The sequence below is a fragment of the Curtobacterium sp. GD1 genome, from assembly GCF_020882855.1.
Classification (GTDB): Bacteria; Actinomycetota; Actinomycetes; order Actinomycetales; family Microbacteriaceae; genus Curtobacterium.
In genome coordinates, this window is sequence record NZ_JAFEVQ010000027.1 from 21,150 (window position 1) to 43,013 (window position 21,864).

14 protein-coding genes are annotated in these 21,864 nt (G+C 73.0%); 4 read left to right on the forward strand and 10 right to left on the reverse strand.

The features are described from left to right. Positions 1 to 140: 140 nt before the first annotated feature. From JSX79_RS14285 to JSX79_RS14330, 10 genes are all read right to left on the reverse strand, one after another. Positions 141 to 1,925: a sulfite reductase subunit alpha gene (locus JSX79_RS14285; RefSeq protein WP_071296100.1), complete on the reverse strand. Its 1,785-nt coding sequence runs from the start codon at positions 1,923 to 1,925 to the stop codon at positions 141 to 143. After that, positions 1,922 to 7,492: a glutamate synthase-related protein gene (locus JSX79_RS14290; protein WP_229086765.1), complete on the reverse strand. Its 5,571-nt coding sequence runs from the start codon at positions 7,490 to 7,492 to the stop codon at positions 1,922 to 1,924. Before JSX79_RS14290 ends, JSX79_RS14285 begins: the two co-directional genes overlap by 4 nt. A gap of 327 nt (positions 7,493 to 7,819) precedes the next feature. Continuing rightward, positions 7,820 to 9,109, reverse strand: coding sequence for a bifunctional glycosyltransferase family 2/GtrA family protein (locus JSX79_RS14295; RefSeq protein WP_229086766.1), 1,290 nt, complete (start codon positions 9,107 to 9,109; stop codon positions 7,820 to 7,822). A gap of 204 nt (positions 9,110 to 9,313) precedes the next feature. Continuing rightward, positions 9,314 to 9,583 carry a hypothetical protein gene (locus JSX79_RS14300; protein ID WP_156794844.1) on the reverse strand — a complete coding sequence of 90 codons (270 nt, stop codon included), beginning with the start codon at positions 9,581 to 9,583 and terminating at the stop codon, positions 9,314 to 9,316. 135 nt (positions 9,584 to 9,718) lie between these two features. Beyond that, entirely contained in the window at positions 9,719 to 11,167 is a 1,449-nt protein-coding gene (locus JSX79_RS14305) for a glycosyltransferase family 39 protein (protein ID WP_229086767.1), read from the reverse strand. Between the two features lie 45 nt (positions 11,168 to 11,212). Continuing rightward, positions 11,213 to 12,685 (reverse strand): cell wall metabolism sensor histidine kinase WalK, encoded by a 1,473-nt coding sequence (locus JSX79_RS14310; protein WP_229086768.1) that lies wholly within the window; start codon positions 12,683 to 12,685, stop codon positions 11,213 to 11,215. A 62-nt stretch (positions 12,686 to 12,747) separates the two neighbouring features. Then, complete coding sequence (locus JSX79_RS14315) at positions 12,748 to 13,470, reverse strand: response regulator transcription factor (protein ID WP_308061390.1); 723 nt, start codon at positions 13,468 to 13,470, stop codon at positions 12,748 to 12,750. Positions 13,471 to 13,505: 35 nt separating this feature from the next. Next, positions 13,506 to 15,626, reverse strand: a complete 2,121-nt coding sequence (locus tag JSX79_RS14320; protein WP_229086769.1) for a glycosyltransferase family 39 protein — start codon at positions 15,624 to 15,626, stop codon at positions 13,506 to 13,508. 98 nt (positions 15,627 to 15,724) lie between these two features. After that, positions 15,725 to 16,552, reverse strand: a complete 828-nt coding sequence (locus JSX79_RS14325) for a fructosamine kinase family protein (protein WP_229086770.1) — start codon at positions 16,550 to 16,552, stop codon at positions 15,725 to 15,727. 34 nt (positions 16,553 to 16,586) lie between these two features. Continuing rightward, the gene (locus tag JSX79_RS14330; RefSeq protein WP_070418066.1) at positions 16,587 to 17,435 is read right to left on the reverse strand and encodes a LysR family transcriptional regulator; all 849 of its coding nucleotides are present in this window, start codon (positions 17,433 to 17,435) and stop codon (positions 16,587 to 16,589) included. A 70-nt stretch (positions 17,436 to 17,505) separates the two neighbouring features. On the opposite strand from JSX79_RS14330, the gene JSX79_RS14335 reads away from it, so the two are divergent. The 4 genes from JSX79_RS14335 to JSX79_RS14350 all read left to right on the forward strand — a co-directional run bounded on the left by JSX79_RS14335 (position 17,506) and on the right by JSX79_RS14350 (position 21,854). Continuing rightward, a complete protein-coding gene (locus JSX79_RS14335) occupies positions 17,506 to 18,411 on the forward strand; it encodes a DMT family transporter (protein ID WP_229086771.1) in 906 nt (301 codons plus the stop codon). 87 nt (positions 18,412 to 18,498) lie between these two features. Then, on the forward strand, positions 18,499 to 20,064 hold the full coding sequence (locus JSX79_RS14340; RefSeq protein WP_229086772.1) for a long-chain fatty acid--CoA ligase: 1,566 nt from the start codon (positions 18,499 to 18,501) through the stop codon (positions 20,062 to 20,064). Between the two features lie 19 nt (positions 20,065 to 20,083). Beyond that, positions 20,084 to 20,944 (forward strand): N-acetyltransferase, encoded by an 861-nt coding sequence (locus JSX79_RS14345; RefSeq protein WP_229086773.1) that lies wholly within the window; start codon positions 20,084 to 20,086, stop codon positions 20,942 to 20,944. Between the two features lie 40 nt (positions 20,945 to 20,984). Further along, positions 20,985 to 21,854: a UbiA family prenyltransferase gene (locus tag JSX79_RS14350; RefSeq protein ID WP_229086774.1), complete on the forward strand. Its 870-nt coding sequence runs from the start codon at positions 20,985 to 20,987 to the stop codon at positions 21,852 to 21,854. Positions 21,855 to 21,864 lie beyond the last annotated feature (10 nt).

A 21,864-nucleotide genomic window follows, 5' to 3' on the forward strand; every position in this document is an offset into this window, starting at 1 on the left:
ACGTGCGAGGAGTCCCGGATCAGGGGCCTCCCGGCCCAATGCGCCCCCTCGCCGTCGCCCCGGTCGTGGATTCGGGTTCCGCACCGGGGCGACGGGCGTGGCACCGGCCGCGCGCGCCGCTCGCCGGCCGCGCGCGCCGCTCAGTACACGTCGCGGACGTACCGCTTGCCGCGCCGCATGTCGGCGAGGTACGCCTGTGCGTCGTCCTCGCCCTTGCCCCGCTGGCTCCCGATGACGGCCAGGAGCGCCTGCTCGACGTCCTTCGCCATCCGTGAGGCGTCGCCGCACACGTACAGGTGTCCGCCGTCCTCGAGCCACGAGTAGAGCTCCGGGGCCTGTTCGAGCATCCGGGTCTGCACGTAGACCTTCTCGGCCTGGTCGCGCGAGAACGCCAGGTCGAGGCGGTCCAGGACGCCCTGCTCCTGCAGCTCGGTGAGTTCGTCCTCGTAGACGAAGTCGGTGTCGCGGTGCTGGTCGCCGAAGAACAGCCAGTTCCGGCCCGTCGCCCCGGAGACCGCACGCTCGTGCAGGAACCCGCGGAACGGTGCGATGCCGGTCCCCGGGCCGACCATGATCATCGGCGCGGACGGGTCGGCTGGTACCCCGAACGACGCGTTCGGCTGCAGGTAGACGTCCACGGTGCCGTCGGGGGCGACCCGGTCGGCGAGGAACGTCGACGCGACGCCGGCGTACATGCGGTGCGGGTCCCCGTACCGGACGGACGCGATCGTCAGGTGGATGCGGTCCGGGTGCGCGAGCGGGCTCGACGAGATCGAGTACTGGCGCGCCTGCAGCGGTCGGAGGTTCGGCAGGAGCTCGTCGAGTCCGGGTGCCGCGGGTCCGGCGTCGCGGAGCAGGTCGAGCACGTCGCGACCCCACAGCCAGCGGTCGAGCTCGTGCTTGTCACCGTGCGAGACGACGGCGGCGAGCTCCGACGACGGTGCGCGCTGGACGAGGTCCGCGATGAGGTCCTTCGAGGGCGTCCGGATCTCACGGTCGGTCCGCAGGACCTCGGTGACCGGGCGGCCGTCGAGCGTCTCGGAGCCGTTCGCGCCGACCTGCTCGAGCAGCTCGCCGACGAACACCTCGTCGTTGACCGGCACGACCGCGAGCGCGTCGCCCGCCGAGTACTCGATCCCGGAGTCGCCGAGGTCGAACTCGTAGTGCCGGATCTCCTTCGCGCTGCGCGGCGAGGAGAGCAGCCGGTTCTCGACCAGCGTCGACGGGTACGGGTTGCGCTTGTTCCACTGGGCACCGGGCCTGGAGGCACGGCTCGCGCCCGCCCCGCCGGCCGCGGTCGTCGCACCGGTCGCCGCCACCGCCGTGGTCGCGCCGGGCTGCACGCCCGCCTCCGCCGCCAGACGGTCGAGCACCGCCGCCGTCCAGAGCGCGGCCGGGTCCTCGTAGTCCACGTCGCAGTCGACGCGGTCGTGGATGCGGGTGGCGCCGAGCTGCTCGAACCGGGTGTCGAGGAGCTTGCCGGCCTGGCAGAACTCGTCGTAGCTCGTGTCGCCGAGCCCGAGGACGGCGTACTGCAGTCCCTCGAGCCGCGGCACGGTGGTCGCCTGGATCGCGTCCCAGAACAGTCCGGCGTTGTCGGGCATCTCGCCCTCGCCGTACGTCGAGGTGACCACGAGCACGTGGGACATCCCGGCGAGCTGCTCCGGCGTGACGGCGTCGAGCGCGGTGGCACGACCGCCGAGCCCGCGGGCCTTCGCGCCGGCGACCAGCTCGTCGGCGAGGAACTCCGCGTTGCCGGTCTGCGTGCCGAACAGCACGTCGATCGTCGTCGTCGGGGCGCCGCCGGAGGCCCGCTTGCCCGCGGCGGCGATGCCGGCGATGAACCCGGCGAGCCAGGACTCCTGGGCCTGCGAGAACGGTGCGTCGACCGGGATCAGCGATCCGGTCGGGGGGAGCAGGCTCACGCGGACACCGCCTCGGTCGGCGCCTGCGGTGCACGGCGGGCGATGTCCTCGAGCGCTGCGTTCGCGAGCAGCTCGTCGAATCGGGCCTCGCGGACGCGGCCGTCGTTCTTGGCGTTCTGGTGCATGATCCACCCGGTGGTGCCCGGCGCGTCCATGCTGCGGTTGTTCCGCTGCGTGAGCGCGCGCTTGTAGTCGTCGAGGCGCTTGATCGCGATGAGGGTCGCGAGCTCGTCGTCCGCGAAGCGGTCCAGCGTGCCGCGCAGGTACTTCACGACGCGCTGCTTCACGAAGAAGTCCTCGGTGAGGATGAGGTTCTTGACCGCCTCGGTCACCCGGGGGTCGTTCGGGCCGGCCGCGCCGGGGACCCGCTCGAGCGCGAGGTCCTGGGCGACGCCGAGCACCGTGTACGAGGACAGGAGCGAGAACATGTCGTCGCCCTGGTCGCCGAGCGACGGGGCACGGCCGCCGAGGACGGCGCGCTGGTCGCGGTAGTCGACCTTGAACGCGCGGAGCTTGTCCGTCGCGATCGAGGTCGCCAGCTCGTCGAGCAGCTCGTTCCGGCTCGCCGCGGCCAGGATCTCGCCGGCGTCCTGGGTGAGCAGGAGCGCCCGGGGCATGCCGACGAAGACGTGCTGGCGGGTGGTCTCCCACTCGGCGAGCAGACGCTCGGCCAGCGCCGAGCCCGTCGCCTCGAGGTGCCACTCGAGCAGAAGGCGCGCCGCTGCCTCGTGGAAGGCCCCGCGCTCGGTGTCGGTGACCGGGAACACGAGGAGCGAGTCGGTGCTCGCGCGCTCGGTGACCTCGCCGGAGGGGTCGTACTGGTAGAGGAACCCGCCGGACATGCCGTTGCCGAGGCCCTTGCCGAAGGTGCCGAGGTTGAACACGGCACCGCCCGTCATGTACTCGCAGCCGAAGTCCCCGACGCCTTCGACCACGGCCGTCGCGCCGGAGTTGCGCACGGCGAACCGGTCGCCGGCCTCGCCCTCGACGAAGGTGCGGCCGCCGGTCGCCCCGAACAGCGCGAAGTTGCCGACGAGGACGTTGCCGCCCTGTCCGGCACTGCCGCCACCGGGGGCGCGGACGATGATCCGGCCACCGCTCTGGCTCTTGCCGACGCCGTCGTTCGCGGTGCCGGTGTGCTCGAGCACGATGCCGTCGTTGTTGAACACGCCGTACGACTGCCCGGCCGACCCGAGCGTGCGGATCGTGACCGCGCCGTCGACGAGCCGGCGGCGTCCGCGGTCGTCCGTGGTGATCGCCGGGTGCCCGGACAGGTCGGAGTCGCGCAGCTCGTGGTTGAGCAGGCGCTCCACGTCGATGCCGAGCTGGCCGCCGACGGACTTGTCGCTGTTGCCGAGCAGCACGCCGTGCACGAGCACGTGCGCCTGCTCGTGGTCGACGAGGGCCGTGCGGACCCGCTCGAGCAGCGCGTCGTCGGTGTGGAAGTCCTTCTCGAGGTACTCCGGGTCCTCGACCAGCTTCTCGGGGACCTGCGCGAGGAGCGCCCGGACGTCGAGGCGCCCGACGCTCGCCGGGTGGTCGAGGAGCTGCAGCAGGTCGGTGCGACCGCGGGCTTCGCGCAGGGAGCGCAGGCCGAGGCGCGCGAGGATCTGCCGCACGTCGTGGGCGATGTTGAGCAGGTACTGCGCGAGCGCACGGGGGTCGCCCTCGAACGCCTCGGCGTTCGTGGTGAGGCCAGCCGGGCACTTCACGTTGCAGTTCTTCGCCATCACGCAGCCGAGCATCATGAGCGCGGTCGTGCCGAACTCGAAGCTGTCGCCGCCGAGCAGCGCGCTCGTGACCACGTCGGAACCGGTCTGGTGCGCGCCCGAGCAGCGGAGCGTGACCTTCTGGCGGAGGCCGTTCGCGACGAGCGCCTGGTGGACCTCGGCGACGCCGATCTCCGCCGAGCGGCCGGCGTACTTCAGGCTCGTGACGGCCGCGGCGCCCGTGCCACCGGTGTTGCCCGCGACGTTGATGACGTCCGCGCCGGCCTTGGCGACGCCGACCGCGATGGTGCCGATGCCCTCGGAGGACACGAGCTTCACGATCACCCGGACCCGGGCGGCCTTGCAGTCGTGGATGAGCTGCGCGAGGTCCTCGATCGAGTACGTGTCGTGGTGCGGCGGCGGCGAGATGAGCTCGACGCCGGGGGTGCCACCACGGGCCGCGGCGATGTCCACCGTGACCTTCGGCGCGGGCAGCTGGCCGCCCTCGCCCGGCTTCGCGCCCTGGCCGATCTTGATCTCGAGCTCCTCGAGCATCGGGTCGGCGAGGTAGCCCGCCCAGATGCCGAACCGTCCCGAGGCGAACTGCTTGATGCGCGAGCCGCGGATCGTGCCGTAGCGGGAGTGGTGCTCGCCGCCCTCACCGCTGTTCGACATGCCGCCGACCATGTTCGTGCCGTGCGCCACCGCCTCGTGCGCGGTCGCGACGAGCGCGCCGTGGCTCATCGCGCCGGACGCCAGGGTCCGGGTGATCTCGTGCGCCGGCTGGACCTCGTCGAGCGCGACGCTCGCCGGGGCGTGGTCGAGCAGTGCGAGCAGCTCGACGGCGGAGCCGGTGGCGCGGAGCGTCACCTGGGTGTCGTCGACGGAGTCGACGTCGACCTGGCCGGGGTGCAGCAGCGCGAGGCCGTCCGCGAGGGCCGCGTGGCGCAGTGCACCCGTGGTCCCCGTCGACGTGAGCTCGAGGCGGAAGCGAGCCGTGCCTCCTGGAAGGTCCCCGTCGTCGGCCGGACGCGAGCCGGAGAGTCCGCGCACCGTGACGCTCGCGTTGCCGGTGGTCGAGAAGCGGCCGAGCTCGCGGGCGAAGTCCTCTGCCGTGTCGATACCGGTGACGTCCGCGGGCAGCGCGAGGACGTCGCGGAGGGCCGCGGGACGGCGCGAGCGCTCGTCGTGCGTCGTCTGCAGGAACGTGACGTAGCCCGGGGTGATCCGGTGCGCGTCGATCTCGGCGTCGCTCAGCCGGTCGTAGCCCGTGTTGCGGTAGGCGGTGTCGGTGATGCCGAACGCGTCGTCGAGCTGGCCGAGCGTGAGGAGCCGCAGCGCCTCGGAGTCGCCGGAGCGCTCGAAGGCCGGACGCTCCTCGGTCATGCCGCCGAAGCCGCGCACGCTCGCGACGCCGAACGAGTGCCCGGCACCGTCCGAGCGCTCCTTGAAGAGGCCGAGCATGGGCACCTGGCCCTCGGACTCGACCGTGCGGGCGCGCTCGTGCCAGTCCGTCGCGGCCTGCGCGATGCGGGCGAACCCGACGCCGCCGACCGGGGCCTGCATGTGCGGGAAGACCCGGGCGAGCAGGTCGTCGCGGGTGTCGAGGTAGTTCGGCTCGAAGAACTCGCCGCCGATGTAGCTCTCGGCCGTGCAGAGCCCGACGCGGCCCATCGTCTTCGCGAGGGCCTTCTCGGCCGCCTTCCGGAAGCGCTTGAGGGCGAGGTCGGTCGCGGTCAGTTCGCCGGCCGGGGCGGGCGCTGCGGGGTACTTCTCCTCCGCACGGAGACGTGCGGAGAGGCTGTACACCGCTGCGGCGCCGAAGCCGAGCGCCGTCGCCACGTGGTGTGACGATGGCAGCTGACCGGACTCGGCGACGACGGAGATCCGCAGCCGCAGGCCGGTCTCGATGAGTCGTTGGTTGACGGCGGCGACGGCGAGGATGACGGGGAGGGGCGCGTGCGTCGACGACACGTTGCGGTCGGTGAGCACGGCGATGCCGCCGGTGCGCTCGGCGAAGGCGGCGACGGCGTCGGCGAGGTGCTCGGTCGCGGTGCGGACCGCGTCGGCGTTCGCCTGCTCGTCGCCGAGCACCGGCACGTAGAGCATGTCGAAGCGCTCGAGCGGCACGATGTCCTGCTCGCGCAGGCGCACCATGTCGAGGTGCCCGAGGATCGGGGACTCGACGACGAGCTGTCGCGTCGCCGAACCCGTCCCGTCGGGCTTCGCGCCGAGGGCGACGCGCATCGACATGCCGTCGGCCTCGCGGATCGAGTCGAGCGGCGGGTTCGTCACCTGGGCGAAGCGCTGTGAGAAGTACTTCGCCATGCCGCCCTCGGTGTCGCTCAGGGCGTTGATGGCGTTGCCGTAGCCCATCGCCGAGATCCGCTCCGAGCCGTTCTGCAGCATCGGGTCGAGCATGAACCGGAAGCTCTCCTGGTTCAGCGAGTACGCCACGTAGCGGCCCGCGAGCGACAGGTCGCCCTCGTAGCCGAGCGTGGTCGTCGTGCGCTGGTACTCCGGCGCCGGGACGTCGTCCAGGTTGACGCGCGCGGCGTCGAGGAGCGTCCCGTACGGCTTCTGCGCAGCGAGCATCTCGAGCACCTCGCGCGTGCGCATGAGCGTGCCGGTGCGGTGGTCGACGACGAGCATGCCGCCCGCCTCGATGCGGCCGCGGTGCACGACGTCCTCCGGCTCGAACTCGACCTGACCGGCCTCGGACGACACCATCAGGTACTCGGCGGTCTGCACCGAGCGCAGCGGGCGCAGGCCCAGTCGGTCGAGCCGGGCGCCGACCACGTCGCCGTCGCTGAAGATCACGGCGGCCGGGCCGTCGTTCTTCTCCTCGTAGAGCGAGAAGAACTCGAGCATGTCCCGCACCGCCGGGGTCAGGGTGCGGTCGTTCTCCCACGCCGGGGGCATGAGCGAGACCACGGCCTCGACGATCTCGAGGCCGTCGTCGAACACCCGGCTCTGCAGGGTCTGGTCGAGGCGGCTCGAGTCGGACTGGCCGGGCGGGCGGACGATGCTGCGGGTCCGTGCACGGGCGAGGGCCTCGTCGGACAGCCGGTTCTTCCGGTCGGTGTTCAGCTCGCCGTTGTGCGCCATCAGACGGAACGGCTGCGCCATCGTCGGGTGCGGCTCGGTGTTCGTCGAGAACCGGGTGTGGAAGTAGAGCGTCCGGACCGAGTGGCGCGGGTCACGCAGGTCGGTGAAGTAGCCGATGACCTCGCCGGAGTTCAGCCGCCCCTTGAGGATCTGGGTCCGGGCGCTGAGCGACAGCGGGTACAGGGCGGCGTGCTCGGCGCGGTCGGCGGCGGCCTGGCCGTACGACACCGCCTCGATCGCGAGGAGGGCGCGGTTGGCGGCGGCGTCGACCTCGGCGCGGGTCCACGCCTCGGGGGCGCGGAAAACCCACTGCACGATCGGCAGCTGGTACTGCTCGGCCTCGGGGCGCGCGACGGAGTGGTCCACCGGGACGTCACGGACGAGCAGGAGCTCGAAGCCCTGCTGCTCGATGGTCTCCGTGACGGTCTGCTGCGCACGGGCGCGCTCGGCGTCCGCAGCCGGGCCAGTGCCGCTCGGCACGAAGCAGTTCGCGACGCCGAAGTGGCCCGCGCGGAGCTCCTCGCCGGTGATCGCGCTGAAGAACTCGACCGACAGGTCGATGCTCACGCCCGCGCCGTCACCGACACCCTCGGCGGACTTGCCGCCGCGGTGGGGGATGGCGCACAGCGCTTCGTCGCCCTTGCGGATGACGTCGTGGCTCGGCGTCCCGTCGAGTCGGGTGATGAAACCGACGCCGCAGTCGCTCGATTCGCGGGCAGGGTCGTAGAGACCGAAGGAGGAGGGGTTCACGTGTGCAGGTCCAGTGGGGCGTTGCCGGCAGCGGACGGCCAGGCTGCATCAGTGGAGCGCTCGCCGCGGGCAGACCGATGGTGGCAGTCGGGCCCTGTGGGGTTGTGGTGCGGTGAGGCGATGCTACGGCGCGGTATACCGCCCGCGCAACACCGCGGGGCCGGGGTGCGCGGCGCGGGCGCGGCGGGGGTGTGCGGCGCGGGTGCGGCCGGGGCGCGGCGCGGTTCGCTTCCGCACAACGAAAGTCACTCCGCGCCGCGGATCCCCGTGGCGCGGAGTGACTTCGGTTGTGCGAACGAGCGGCCGGCCGCGGACCGGCCGCCGGCGTCAGGCGGCGTGGCGCTCGTCGACCGCGATCGGCTCGGTCGCCGCCGTGCTCGCGTCCGCCGCCGGGGTCGTGCCCGGGCGGATGAGCTCCGGACGACGCCGCGACCGGAACACCCACGCCTTGAACAGGACGAAGCGGACCAGCGTCGCCACGAGGTTCGCAGCCGTGAGCACCACGATCTCCGCACCGTGCGACGATCCCGGTGCCGCCGAGTGCAGGATCACCAGCGACCCGGACGTGATCGCCCACGCGATCCCGAACACCACCAGCCCCTGCACGTGGTGCCGCCCTGCGCCGGCACGTCCCCGCACCCCGAACGTGAAGCGTCGGTTGAGTGCCGTGTTGCCGATCGCGGTGACCAGGAGCGCCAGGAAGTCCGCCGTCTGGGCACCGATCGCCGGGCGGAACAGGGCGTAGAGCACGGCGAACGCGATCGTCGACAGCACGCCGATCGCCCCGAAGCGCAGCACCTGCCCGACGATCCCGACGTGCGGCGGCGTGAACGGACGGCGGCCGATGGCGTCGTACACCGCACCGATCGGCACCCGTCCGGTCGCGAGCCCGCGGGAGACCCGCCACATCCCCTTGAGGTCCTCGGTCGCGGTCGAGGCGATGTGCACCGACGAATTCACGTCGTCCACCCAGTCGACCGGGACCTCGTGGATCCGCAGTCCGGCGTGCTCGGCCAGCACGAGCAGCTCGGTGTCGAAGAACCACGCGTCGTCCTCGCACAGGGGCAGGACGTGTTCCGCGGCCTGCCGGGTGATCGCCTTGAAGCCGCACTGCGCGTCCGAGAAGGACACCCCCATCGTGGTGCGGAGCAGCAGGTTGTACGAGCGGGAGATGAACTCGCGCTTCCCGCCGCGCACCACACGTGACGAGCCCGCCAACCGGGTGCCGATCGCCACGTCCGAGTGCCCGGACAGCAGCGGGGCGACCAGGGGTTCGAGCGCGGCGAGGTCGGTGGAGAGGTCCTCGTCGACGTAGACCAGCACGGTGGCCGGCGACGCTGCCCAGACGGCCTTGAGCGCACGGCCCCGGCCCTTCTCGGGCAGGTGCACCGCGTGCACGTCCGGCAGCATCGCGGCGAGGTCGTCGGCGATGCGTGCGGTGTCGTCGGTCGAGGCGTTGTCCGCGATCGTGATGCGCCAGGTGTTCCGGAGCGACGTCCGGCAGAAGGTGTGCAAGCGGCGGACGTGGGCGGCGAGCGTGTCCTGCTCGTTGTAGCAGGGGACGACGATGTCGATGTCGATGTCGAGGGTGTGGTTCGTCTCCGTCATACCGCACATGCTCGGGACCGGGCATACGGGGACCGCAGCAGCCTGCTGTGCCGCGTCTAAGAACGCGCGTGCGGCCACCGCGCAGCCCGACGACGACTGCGCACGGTGGACCACGAGCAGTCGTCGTCGGAGCGCGCACCCGTGGCCGGACAGCACGGAGCGAACAGCGCGCACCCGTGGCCGTGCAGCGCGGAGCGGACAGCGCGCAGCGGGTCAGCGCGCGAACAGCACCTGCACGGCCGCGATGACCACGAGCACCGCGATGGGGACGCCCGCGATCCAGACCCCGGCGCGCACCTGCGTCCGCCGGATCGTGGCCGGCGCGTGCGACGTCCGGGCGAACTCGGTCGCCGCGACGAGCTCCGGGGCCGCGGCCGGCGGCGCGGGCTCGGGCTGGGGCCGGTCGTCCTCGAACGCGGGCACCTCGACCACGAGGTCGTCGGCGCGCGGCCGCTCCGGCAGTCGTGCGAAGTCGTTCGGCATGCGGGCCCCCGTCCGTTCCCGTCCAGTGTGCCACGGCACCGACGGCACCGACGGCACCGACGGCTTCCGCGCCAGCCGCACGCCCACCAGCAGCCGCGCTGCCGGCCGCACGCCCACCGGCAGCCGCGCTGCCGGTCAGCCCTGGACGGTGAGCGCCCCCGACTGCAGGACGACCCGCCCGTCCTTCGGCAGCCACACCTGGAGTCCGCCGACCTCGGCGACCGAGAACCGCGACCGCTCCGAGTCGAACAGCTGCGTCACGGCCCCGGACGGCGGGAAGCGTCGGTCGTTCCCGACCACGATCGCGACGTACGGCCCCTGGTCGGCCCGGGTGGTGCCGCGCTCGGCGACGTACGGCACGAAGAGCCCCGGGGTCGCCGACACGAACAGGATCTTGCCGTCCGGCACGTGCTGTTCCTCGAGGTAGTCCCCGAGCAGCGCGATGCCCGTCGGGTGCTGGCGTGCGATGTCCTGGCTGAGCCGGACGGACGGCACGACGAGCGAGACGACCAGCACGAGCGACAGCGCCGTCGCGACCGGGACCGCCCGCCGCACCGGCACACGCGGCAGTCGCGCCAGCCCGATCGCGGCCAGGACGAGCAGGAACGGCATCCACGCCGAGTAGTACGTGGGCAGCGCGATCTTCGCGACGACCACGTAGAAGCCCACGAGCAGCGCCAGGGCGATGCCGACGTACGCGACGAGCCGGTCGGCCCGGATCGCCAGCGCCGCGACGACCCCGACCGCGAGGACGACGAGCAGCAGCACCCCCGTGCCGGCCTCCATGAAGTGCAGGTTCGCCCACCACGGGGCGAACCGGTAGACGGTGCCGCCGATGGTGATCGGGTGGCCGGTGGTGTTCTGCCCCTCCTGGAACTCGATCATGTACCGGATCGCGGACCGGATCCCCATCGGCACGTACGACACGACGAACACCAGCCCGAACGCGGCCGCCCACGTCGCGCCGCCGACGAGCAGTCGACGCCAGGCCCGGAACAGCACGGGCAGCAGCAGGAACACCGGCAGCAGCACCACGGTGGAGACCTTCGACGTCACCGACAGGGCCATCAGCGCACCGGACACGGGCGCGAGCCACCACCGGTCGCCGCGCATCCACACCCACGCCGTGGCCACCGCGAGCACGGCGAACGCGGTCATCACCGGGTCGAGCAGTGCCAGACGGTCGACGCGCGGACCGGCACCACCGCGCGGCGTCAGCCACCAGAGGGCGGCGGCGAGCAGGGCGCCCCAGTAGCCGATCTCGCGCCGCAGCCACCAGTACAGCGCGACGCCGACGCCGAAGGTGAGCAGGGCGACGAGCACGCGCGGACCGATCGGCCCCTGCCCAGCGACGAGCTGCGCGAGACCGAACAGGTACTTCGCGGTCGGGGGGTGCTCGCGGTTGAACGAGAAGGCGCCGTGCACGTACTGCCACCCGGCGCGGAGGTAGATGTCCTCGTCGCCGGTGATGTTGGGCCCGCCGATGTTCCAGAAGCACTGGTACAGGGCCCAGAGCAGGACCACGGCCGCCACTCCTGCCCGGATGCGGAGGTCACCGGCGAGTGCGGACAGTCGTGAGGGCACCGTCCGAACCTAGTTGCTCGGCCGCTCCCGAGCGAACCGGCCCGGTCAGCCGGCGTCCGGTGTCCGACCCGGCAGATCGACCGTGAACGCCGTCCGCCCCGGCTCCGAGGCGACCCGGACGAGCCCGTCGTGCGCGGTCACGACGGCCCGGACGATCGCCAGCCCGAGGCCGCTCGTGCCGTGCTCGCGGGACCGGGACGCCTCGCCGCGGGTGAACCGGTCGAACAGCGTCGGGAGCACCTCGGCGGGGATGACCGGTCCGTCGTTCGTGACCACGAGACGCACGACGTCGCCGGTCCGCTGCAGGGAGACCACCACGGACGTGCCCTCCGGCGTGTGCGTCCGCGCGTTCGCCAGCAGGTTCGTCACGACCCGCCGCAGCTGCGTCGTGTCCCCGGACACCACGATCGGGTGGTCGTCCAGCACCTGCAGCGTCCACCGGTGCCCGGGTGCGGTCGCGCGCGCGTCCATCGTCGCCTCGACGACGATCGACGTCAGGTCGACCGGCTCGCGCGCCGGTGCCGGGCCGGACGCCAGGGCGACAGCGTCGAGCCGTGCGAGCAGGAGCAGCTCCTCCACGAGGTCGCCCATCCGCACCGCCTCGCGCCCGATCCGGTCGACGTTGCGGCGCACCGCGTCGGGGTCGTCCGACGACGCCGAGAGCTCGGCGTACGCCCGCACGGTCGCGATCGGGGTCCGCAGCTCGTGCGACGCGTCGGCGACGAACGTCCGCATGCCCGTCTCGGCCTCGCGTCGGACCGTGAGCGCCCGGGCGACGTGTCCGAGGAGGCGGTTGAGCGCGGTGCCGACCTGCTCGACCTCGCGGTTCGCCGCGAGGTCCCCGGCCGAGACCCGCACCGGGATGTCCGTGTCGCCGCGCTCCAGGTCGAGCTCGGTGACGTCGGACGCCACGGCCGCCACCCGTTCGAGCGGGCGGAGCGATCGCCGGACGAGCAGGGTCAGCGCCCAGGCCGCGACGAGCAGCCCGACGACCGTCACGACACCGATGACGAGCAGGAGGCGGGCGATGGCGGCGTCGAGGTCGCCGAGCGGCAGCGCGGTCACGAAGACGTCGCCGTCGTCGCCGACGGCCTGGGCCCGGTAGGTGCCGAGCTTCCCCAGGTCGACCGTCACGGGGTCGCCGTCGCTGGCGATGCGCGACAGGGTCGCCTCCTGCGCCGACGACAGCCCGTGCTGCCGACCGCTGCTGTCCGTGTACCCGCCGAGGACGGTCGCGCCGTCGCGCCGGATCGCGACGACGGTGCCGGCGGACTGTCCGGGAGCACCGATGAACGCGTTGTCCGGGTCCGAGCCGGAGCCGGTACCGGTCGACCGGGGCGGTGGCCGTTCGCCGTCCGGTCCGCCGACGGTCCGCTCGGCCGCGGTCGCGAGTTCCGCGTCGAGCCGGTCGACCAGGTACCCGCGGAACGCGACGACCGTCACCGCTCCGACGACGACGTTGGTCGCGACGAGCAGGAGCGCCACGGCCGCCACGATCCGCCACCGCAGCGACGGCACGCGCCGCCGACGGTCGGTTCCGTTCCGGGCCCGGGAGGCGCGGCTCGCCGTCCGCGGTCGGCTCACGTCGTCGGCCGGAGCACGTACCCGGCTCCGCGGACGGTCTGCAGCATCGGCTCGCGTCCGGCGTCGAGCTTCTTGCGCAGGTACGAGACGTACATGTCCACGAGGTTGGACGACGTACCGAAGTCCATCCCCCAGACGTTCGCCAGGAGTTGCTCCCGGGAGAGCACGCGGTTGGCGTTCCGCGCGAGGTGCCGCAGCAGCTCGTACTCGGTCGGGGTGAGGTCGATCGGTTCACCGGCGCGCGTGACCGTCCTGGTGTCCTCGTCGAGCCGGAGGTCGCCGACGCTCGTCTCGGTCGGACTCCCGACGGCTGTGACCCGGGGCGACGTCCGGGCCAGGATCCGCGCCCGGACGAGCAGCTCGTCGATGCCGAAGGGCTTGGTCAGGTAGTCGTCGCCGCCGCCAGTGAGTCCGGCGAGCCGGTCCTCGGGGGCGTCCCGCGCCGTGAGGAACAGCACCCGCACGTCGTCCCGGGCGTCACGGAGTCGTTCGAGCACCTCGAACCCGTCGATGTCCGGCAGCATCACGTCGAGGACGACCACGTCGGGTCGGAAGTCCCGGGCGGCGAACAGCACGTCGCGCCCGCGGTGCACGGCCCGCACCTCCCAGCCGTCACCCGCGAACGCGAGTGCGACGGCGTCCGCGAGGGCGTGCTCGTCGTCGACGACGAGGGCGCGGACGGGCGAGCCGTCGGTGCGCTGCAGCGGTTGCCCGGTCACGCCCGCGAGCCTATCCGCCGCGCCCTCGTCGTCGATCACTTCGTGCTGCTCAGGTCGTAGACGGTCTGGCCGCCGACCGTCGTGGACTCGTAGTTCGCCGCGACCCACTCCTGGATGGCCGAGGCCGTGGACGAACCGCCGCCCATCCCGCCGCCACCGGAGCCGGAGGAGACGTAGTACCCGATGTCCCCGTCGGCGACGTACGCCTTGAACTGGGCGAGCGTCGGCGCCGGGTCGCTCGACCACCCGCCGATCGCCATCACGGCGGTGTCGGTGTCGAGTTCGAGCTGTGCGGCCGACTGCGAGCCGTTCACCGCGGCCGCCCACTTCGCGTCGGACGCCTCGAGGAGCTTCTGCAACGCCGACGAGGTCGTCGACCCGCCACCGCCCATGCCACCCCCGGTGCCGCTGGGAGCGCCGTCGGTCGAGCCCTCGGTGGTGCCACCGGCGGAGTCGCCGGGCGCCTCGCCGGTCATGCCCTCCGGCGGGGTCCCGCCTGGACCCTGCTGGGAGCCATCGTCGGAGGTGGAGCCGCCGCTCTCGGAACCGGAGGTCGACCCGCCGGGTCCACCCGCGCCTCCTGGCATGCCACCCGTGCCACCGCCGCCCATGCCGCCGGAGCTGCTGCCCGCCGGACCGACGCTCGGGATCGAACCGGAGTGCGCGACGGTCGTCGTGGCGAGGGCGTAGGCCGTGGTGCCGCTGAGCCCGAACAGGGTGCCGGCGAGGACGCCGATCGTGACGAGCCGGCGGAGCGACGGCACGCTGCCCATCACGACGAGCGCTGCCGACAGCAGGCCGCCGGCCAGCATCACCCAGCGGAGCCAGGGCAGCCACGTCGGGTTCTCGTTGAGCAGGCACCAGCCCCAGAAGGCCGTGACGCCGATCATGGCGGCCAGACCGATGCGGCCGGTGAAGCGCTCGCGGGCGTGCCAGAGCAGCGCGCCGCCGGTGCCCACGAGTCCGGCGATCGCCGGGGCCAGCGCGACCGTGTAGTACGGGTGGATCGTGCCGGACATGTACGAGAAGACGAGTCCGGTGACGAGCAGCCAGCCACCCCAGAGCACGAGTCCGGCGCGGGCCGGGTCGGCCAGGGGACGGCGGCCGACGACGACCAGGCCGACGATCAGCGCGATGAGTGCGGCGGGCAGGAGCCACGAGATCTCGAGGCCCATCTCGGACGAGAACAGCCGGTTCAGACCCGTCGAACCGCCGAACGAACCGCCCGCGGTGCCGCCGGTCATGCCGCCGCCTCCGCCGCCGTTGCCCGAGCCGCCGAAGATCCGACCGAGGCCGTTGTAGCCGAACACGAGGTCGAGCACGGTGTTGTTCGTCGAGCCGCCGATGTAGGGGCGGGACTCGGCGGGCCACAGCCACACGGCGACCACCCACCAGCCGGCGGCGACGACGAGGGACCCGGCGGCGACGAGCAGGCCGACGACGCGCCTGCCCCAGGTGGTGCGAGCGGCGAACAGGTAGACCAGGCCGAAGGCCGGCAGGACGAGCAGGCCCTGCAGCATCTTCGTCAGGAAGGCGAACCCGAGGGCGACCCCGGCGAGGGCGATCCACTTCCAGCTGCCCCTCGGGAGCGCCCGCACGGTGCAGTACGCGCCGGCGGTCATGAGGAGGACGAGCAGCGCGTCCGGGTTGTCGAACCGGAACATCAGCGCGGCGGCCGGGGTCGCCGCGACGACGAAGCCCGCGAGCAGCGCGCCGACGTTCGCCGTGGTGGCCCCGAGCCGGGCGAGCGTGCGGCGGACCGTGCCCCACACGAGCGCGACGGACCCGACGGCCATGAGGGCCTGGGGGAGCAGGAGGCTGAAGCTCGAGAAGCCGAACAGCCGGGCGGACAGCACCATCACCCACAGCGAGGCCGGGGGCTTGTCCACCGTGATGAAGTTCGACGAGTCGAGGGAGCCGAAGAAGAACGCCTCCCACGACTTCGTGCCGGCCTGCACGGCGGCGGCGTAGAAGCTGTTCGCGTACCCGGAGACGCTGAGGTCCCAGAGGTACACCACGGCGGTCACGGCGAGGAGCGCCCAGAACGCGGGCCGGAGCCAGCGGGCGTCCTCGCGCTCGCCGAGGAACAGGCGGGCGACGGGCTTGCGGCGCCGATCCCGCGCGTCGGTGCGCGCGGTCTCGCGTCGATCGGTCACGGGTATCGGGTACGTGGTCATGGCAGTGAGGATTCCGGGCGTTCCCCGACTGTCACCCTGCGTCGGCTATGCGCGCCCTAAGACGCGCGGCGCGCAGTTCACGCGTACCGCTGCGCCGCGCGCAAGGCCGCCCCCGTGTACGAGCCGCCGAACAGGAACACGTGCAGGAGCAGCGGCGCGAGCTGGTGCAGCTCGACCCGCTCCTGCCACCCGGCGGCGAGCGGGGACTCGGCGTCGTAGGCGGCGAGCACGGCCTCGAGCCGGGGGAGTCCGAAGAGCCCGAGGAGCGCCAGGTCCGTCTCGGCGTGCCCGCCGTGCGCGATGGGGTCGATGAGCACCGCTCCCGTGGGCGTCGTCCCGTCGACCGGGTCCGCGTCCGTCGGCCAGAGCACGTTGCCCGCCCAGAGGTCGCCGTGCAGCCTCGCCGGCCGGTCCCCGACGAGCTTCGGCTGCGGTGACCCGAGCGTCCCGTCCTGGACCCGGTCGGCGACCCGGTCGAACACGGCTGCCTGGGCGTGGTCGAACCCGCCGGCGTCGACGATGCGGCGCACGAAGTCGCGGATCCGGTACTCCGCGAAGAACTCGCCCCAGGTCGCCGGTGCGTCCGCCGCGGCGACGAACGGCGTGCGGGAGCGTCCCATCCGCAGGGGCGTGCCCGTCGGCCAGCCGGAGGGCGGCGCGCCCCAGTGCTCGGCGCCCGCGGCGTGGGTGTGCGCCAGGGACCGCCCGAACCGCTCGGCCTGCCGTGTCGACGGCGAACCGTCCGGGATCAGCTCGAGGTCGAGGACCGTCGGGCGGGGTCGACCGAGCACGCGGGCGATCCGGGTGCCGCCGTCGGGTTCGGCCTCGGCGAGCCAGTCCAGACCGGCTGCCTCGGCGGCGGCCTCGTCGGAGGAGGCGAAGGTCTTCACGTGCGTCTCGGCCATCGCCCCATCCTGCCGGTGTCGCCTCCGCACCGGGTCAGACCGCGTCGACGAGCGCCCTCGCCAGCGGGTGCCACTCGCGGGACGTCGGTCCGCTCAGCACGAGCGTCCGTGAGAGCCGCCGGGCCATCGGCACCATGACGAGGTCCGGCGGCAGCATCACCCGCCCGAGCGTCGGCACGATGGACACGCCCTCGCCCCGCTCGATCATCCCGAACATGGTGCTCATCTCCCGCACCCGGTGGGCGTACCGGAACGGCTGCCCGTCGAGTTCGTGCAGCCGCTGGATCTGGTGCTCGCACCCGCCACCGCCCGCGACGAGCCCGTCCTCGTGCAGGTCGTCGAGCGTCAGCGCGGGGAGGTCGGCGAGCGGGTGGTCGCGGCGGACCACCGCGGCCATCTCGTCCTGCGCGACGACCACACCGCCCGGTGGCACCGGCGTCGGGTCGACGAGCACGGCGGCGTCGACCGTGCCGGCCTCGAGCCACTCGGGCATCTCGTCGTCGTCTCCCTCGTAGACCTGCACGTCGACGTCCGGCAGCGTCACCGCCCACAGCTCGCGGAGCCGCGGCAGCAGGCCCTGGCAGACGGTGGGGACGGCGGCGAGGCGCACGGTGCCGCGCGCCGTGGCGGGCCGGACCACTGCCTCCAGGGCCTCGACGGAGGCGAGCACGCTGCGGGCGTGGGCCAGCAGACGGTCGCCGAGGGGCGTCGTGACCGCGGCTGCCCCGCGCCGGACCACCGGACCGCCCACCTCGCGCTCGAGTCCTGCGAGGGCGTGCGACACGGCGGACTGCCCGACGCCGAGCACGGACGCCGCGCCCGTGAAGGAGCCGGCGTCGACGGTGGCGACGAACGCGCGCAGCTGGGGCACCGAGACGGTCATGCGTCTTCCTCATCCGTTCATGAGCGACATGCGTTTGCCGCATGCGCCGAGGATGTCGACACTAGGCGACATGAACGCGGTCCTCTACCTCCTCGTGGCACTGACCTGGGGCTCGAGCTTCCTGTTCGCGAAGATCGGGCTCGACGGGCTCGCACCGCAGCAGGTCGCCACGGTGCGCACGGTCCTCGGCGCGCTCACGCTCGTCGCGGTCCTGCTCGCGACCCGCCGGCGCTGGCCGCGGGAGCCACGGGTCTGGGGACACCTGCTCGTGGTGTCGGTGTTCCTCAACGCGGTGCCGTCGTCGCTCATGGCGTGGGCGGAGCAGACCGTGCCGTCCGGTCTCGCGAGCATCTACAACGCGACGACGCCGATCATGACGTTGGCGGCCCTCGCGGTGCTCGTGCCGTCCGAGCGGCTCCGCGGACGGCAGGTCGTGGGCATCGTGCTCGGGATCGTCGGCGTCCTGGTGCTGGTCGGTCCGTGGAACGTCATCGGGGACCCGGAGGTCCTGGCGAGCGTGCCGGGACAGGTCGCGCTGCTCGGGATGACCGCGTGCTACGGCATCGGCCTCGCGTACCTGCGGCGGGTGGCGGTCGGCAGCGCGTACGACCCGGTCACGCTCGCGACGGTGCAGCTGACGCTGGCCTCCGGACTGCTCCTGCTGGTCGCGCCCGTCATCGCCACGGGTCCGGTACGGCTGGACTGGAGGATCGTGGGGGCGATGGTCGCGCTCGGTTGCGTGGGCACGGGGCTGGCCTACGCCTGGAACACGCGGCTGGTGCAGGCGTGGGGAGCGGGTCGCGCCTCGACGGTCACCTACCTGACGCCGGTCGTCGGGGTGGTGCTCGGCGTGCTGGTCCTCGGCGAGCACGTCCGGTGGAACGAGCCGGTCGGGGGACTCGTGGTGCTGCTCGGCATCGCGCTGGCGTCGGGCGTGGTGGGCCGGCGGCGTCTGGGCGTGCGGGCTCCCGCCTGAACGGGGGCCGGATCCGGAAGCGACCGCGGCCGTAGGATCGGGCCGAGAAGTCGTCCACGGAGTCGTCGACGGAGACGGAGACCGGTCATGACCGCCACCCACCACACCAGCGCCACCGCCTCGGTCGCAGCGATCCTCGCCGAGTCCGCAGCGCGGTACCCGGACGACGTCGCCGTCATCGTCGGCGACCGGCACACCACCTACGCCGAGCTCTGGAGCCAGACGCTCGCGTACGCCGGAGCGCTGCGGGCCCGCGGCGTGGGACCGGGCGACCGTGTGGCGATGCTCGTCCCGAACGTCGAGGACTTCCCGCGGGTCTACTACGCGACCCTCGCGCTCGGCGCCGTGGCGGTCCCCGTGCACGCGCTGCTCAAGCGACGCGAGATCGAGTACGTCCTGCGCGACAGCGGCGCCTCGCTGCTCGTCTGCGCCGCACCGCTGCTCGGCGAGGGCGCGGCCGGTGCCGAGCTCGCCGAGGTCGACGTGGTGACGGTGCTCGCCCCGGCCGACTCCCCGGACCGACTCGAAGCGCTCGCGCAGCAGGCGGAACCGCTCGACACCTACGTCCCCCGGCACCCGTTCGACACCGCGACGATCCTCTACACGAGCGGCACCACCGGCAAGCCCAAGGGTGCGGAGGGGTCGCACTTCTCGCTGCTCGAACAGGTCAACACGAACCTGATGACGACGTTCGACATGCACCGCGGGGACGTCCTGCTCGGCGCCCTGCCGCTGTTCCACACCTTCGGACAGACCTGCACGATGAACACCGGCTTCCGGGTCGGCGCGACGATCGTCATGCTGCCGAAGTTCGACGGCGACACGGCGCTCGCCGCGATGGTCGAGCACGGGTGCGGCATCTTCATGGGCGTCCCGACGATGTACATGGCGCTGCTCGACGCGGCGACCCGTTCCGACGCCCGTCCGACGCTGCGGTACGCGATCTCCGGCGGCGCCTCGCTGCCCCTGGCGGTCCTCGAGCGGTTCCAGGACGTCTACGACGCGCCGATCCACGAGGGCTACGGCCTCACCGAGACCTCGCCGGTCGCGACCTTCAACCACGTCGGACGGCCGCCGCGCCCCGGCACGATCGGCACCCCGGTGTGGGGCGTCGACGTCGAGATCGCCGACCCGGAGCAGCACGACGCGATCGTGATGCTGCCCCACGGCGAGATCGGCGAGCTCGTCATCCGCGGGCACAACCTCATGAACGGGTACCTCGACCGTCCCGAGGACACCGCGGCCGCGATCGTCGACGGGTGGTTCCGGACGGGCGACCTCGGGACGAAGGACGACGACGGCTACCTGACGATCGTCGACCGGACGAAGGACATGATCATCCGCAACGGCTACAACGTGTACCCGCGGCAGGTGGAGGAGGTCCTCGCGACCCACCCCGACGTCACGATGGCCGCGGTGTTCGGTGTGCCGCACGAGCTGCACGGGCAGGAGATCGAGGCCGCCGTGGTGCTCCGTGCCGAGGCGACGGCGACCCCGCAGGAGCTGATCGACTTCGTCGCCGCCGAGATCGCCGCCTACAAGTACCCCCGGGCGGTGCACGTCCTCGACGCGCTGCCCCTCGGCCCGAGCGGCAAGGTGCTCAAGCGCGAGCTCGTCGACCGGTTCGGCGCGGAGGTCCCGGCGGCCGGGTGACGTGGACGTGGACACCGTCATGCGGTCACCATCGCCGTCCGAACTCACTCGGGGCCTGGCGGCGCTGCGGTCGTGGCAGCGCGACGACGCACTCGTGCAGCTCCACCCCGGCGACCTCGGGTGGGCGTGGCGCCAGGGGGCGGACGCGGTCGCGCGTGCGGTGCGCATCTGGGAGGTCGACGGGCAGATCGTCGCCTTCGGCTTCCTCGACGGACCGACCACGCTCCGCATGACCGTGGCCCCCGAGCGCTGGACGGACCCGGACCTCGCGCGCGCCCTGGCGGCCGACGCCTCCGACCCCGGCACCGGCGTGCTCCCGAGCGGCCCCGCGTCGATCGAGGTACCGGACGGCACCGCCCTGCGCGGAGCGCTGCACGCTGCGGGATGGGGCGCCGGCGAGTCCTGGACGCCGCTGTCCCTCGACCTGGCCGCGCCGATCGGAGTACGCGGGTCGTCGCTGCACGTCGAGATCGTGCACGGCGCGGACACGTCCGACTTCACGGCGGTCCACCGCTCGGCCTGGGACAACGGGTCGTTCACCGATGAGCGCTGGAGGGCGATGTCCGCCGGTGCACCGTTCGCGGAGGCTCGCTGTCTGCTCGGCAGGGACGACGCCGGAGAACCGGTCGCCGGGATCACGGTCTGGTCGGCCGGTCGCGGCCGTCCCGGACTCATCGAGCCGCTCGGCGTCCACGCCGCCCACCGCGGTGCGGGACACGGGACCGCGATCTGCGTCGCCGGTGCGGCACTGCTCCGCGAGACGGGAGCGTCGACCGCGTGGGTCTGCACCCCGAGCGACCTCGACAGCGCCGTCGCGACCTACCGGGCGGCCGGCTTCACGAAGCTCCCGGAACGGCTCGACTGCGTCCGGCAGGCCTGAGGCGAGTGACTCGGCGGGTGCCGGACGTACGCTGGCACCTGTGACCCGGCCACGCCGACCCTCGACCGCACGGTTGCTGTTCGCGTCGTCGCACCCGGGGCCCACCGTCACCGTGACCGTGCTCGCGACGGTGATCGCCGTGGCGGTCGGGCACGCGTGGTGGACGGTCGTGCTCGTCGCCCTGACCGTCGTCGCCGGGCAGCTCTCGATCGGGCTCGCGAACGACTGGATCGACGCCGATCGCGACCGTGCCGTCGGCAGGTCGGACAAGCCCGTGGCGCAGGGGTCGATCGCCGTCGGCACGGTCCGTCGCGCGGCCTTCGGTACCGCCCTGGCGTCCGTCGTCCTGTCGGTGTTGCTCGGGCCGGTCGCCGCCGTCGCGCACCTCGTGCTCGTGGCCGCGGGGTGGGCGTACGACGCGGGGCTCAAGCGCACGGTCTGGTCCGTCGTGCCGTTCGTGGTCGCGTTCGGGCTGCTCCCGGTCGTGGCGGTCTCGGCCGGGCCGGACGGCGACTGGCCGGCGTGGTGGGCGATCGCGACGGGGGCCGTGTTCGGCGTCGCGATCCACTGCACGAACGTGTTGCCGGACCTGGTCGACGACGCGGCCACCGGGGTCCGGGGGTTCCCGCACCGGCTCGGGCTCCGGGGCGCGGGCGTCACGGCGTTCGGGTCGCTCGTCGTGGCGGCGCTGCTCGTGCTCGGTGGTCAGGTGCTCGGGGACGATCCGGTCCGCGGCGTGGGGGTGGTGCTCGCGGTGCTCGGGACCGTGGTGGTCGTCGCGCTCGCCGGGGTCGGGGCGCGGCTCGTGCTGGCCGGGCGGGCATCGCGGGTGCTGTTCCGGCTCGTCATCGCGTCGTCACTCGTGCTCGTCGTCGAGCTCGGCCTCGCCGGCGCCCGCCTGGTCGCCTGACCCGCCGCCC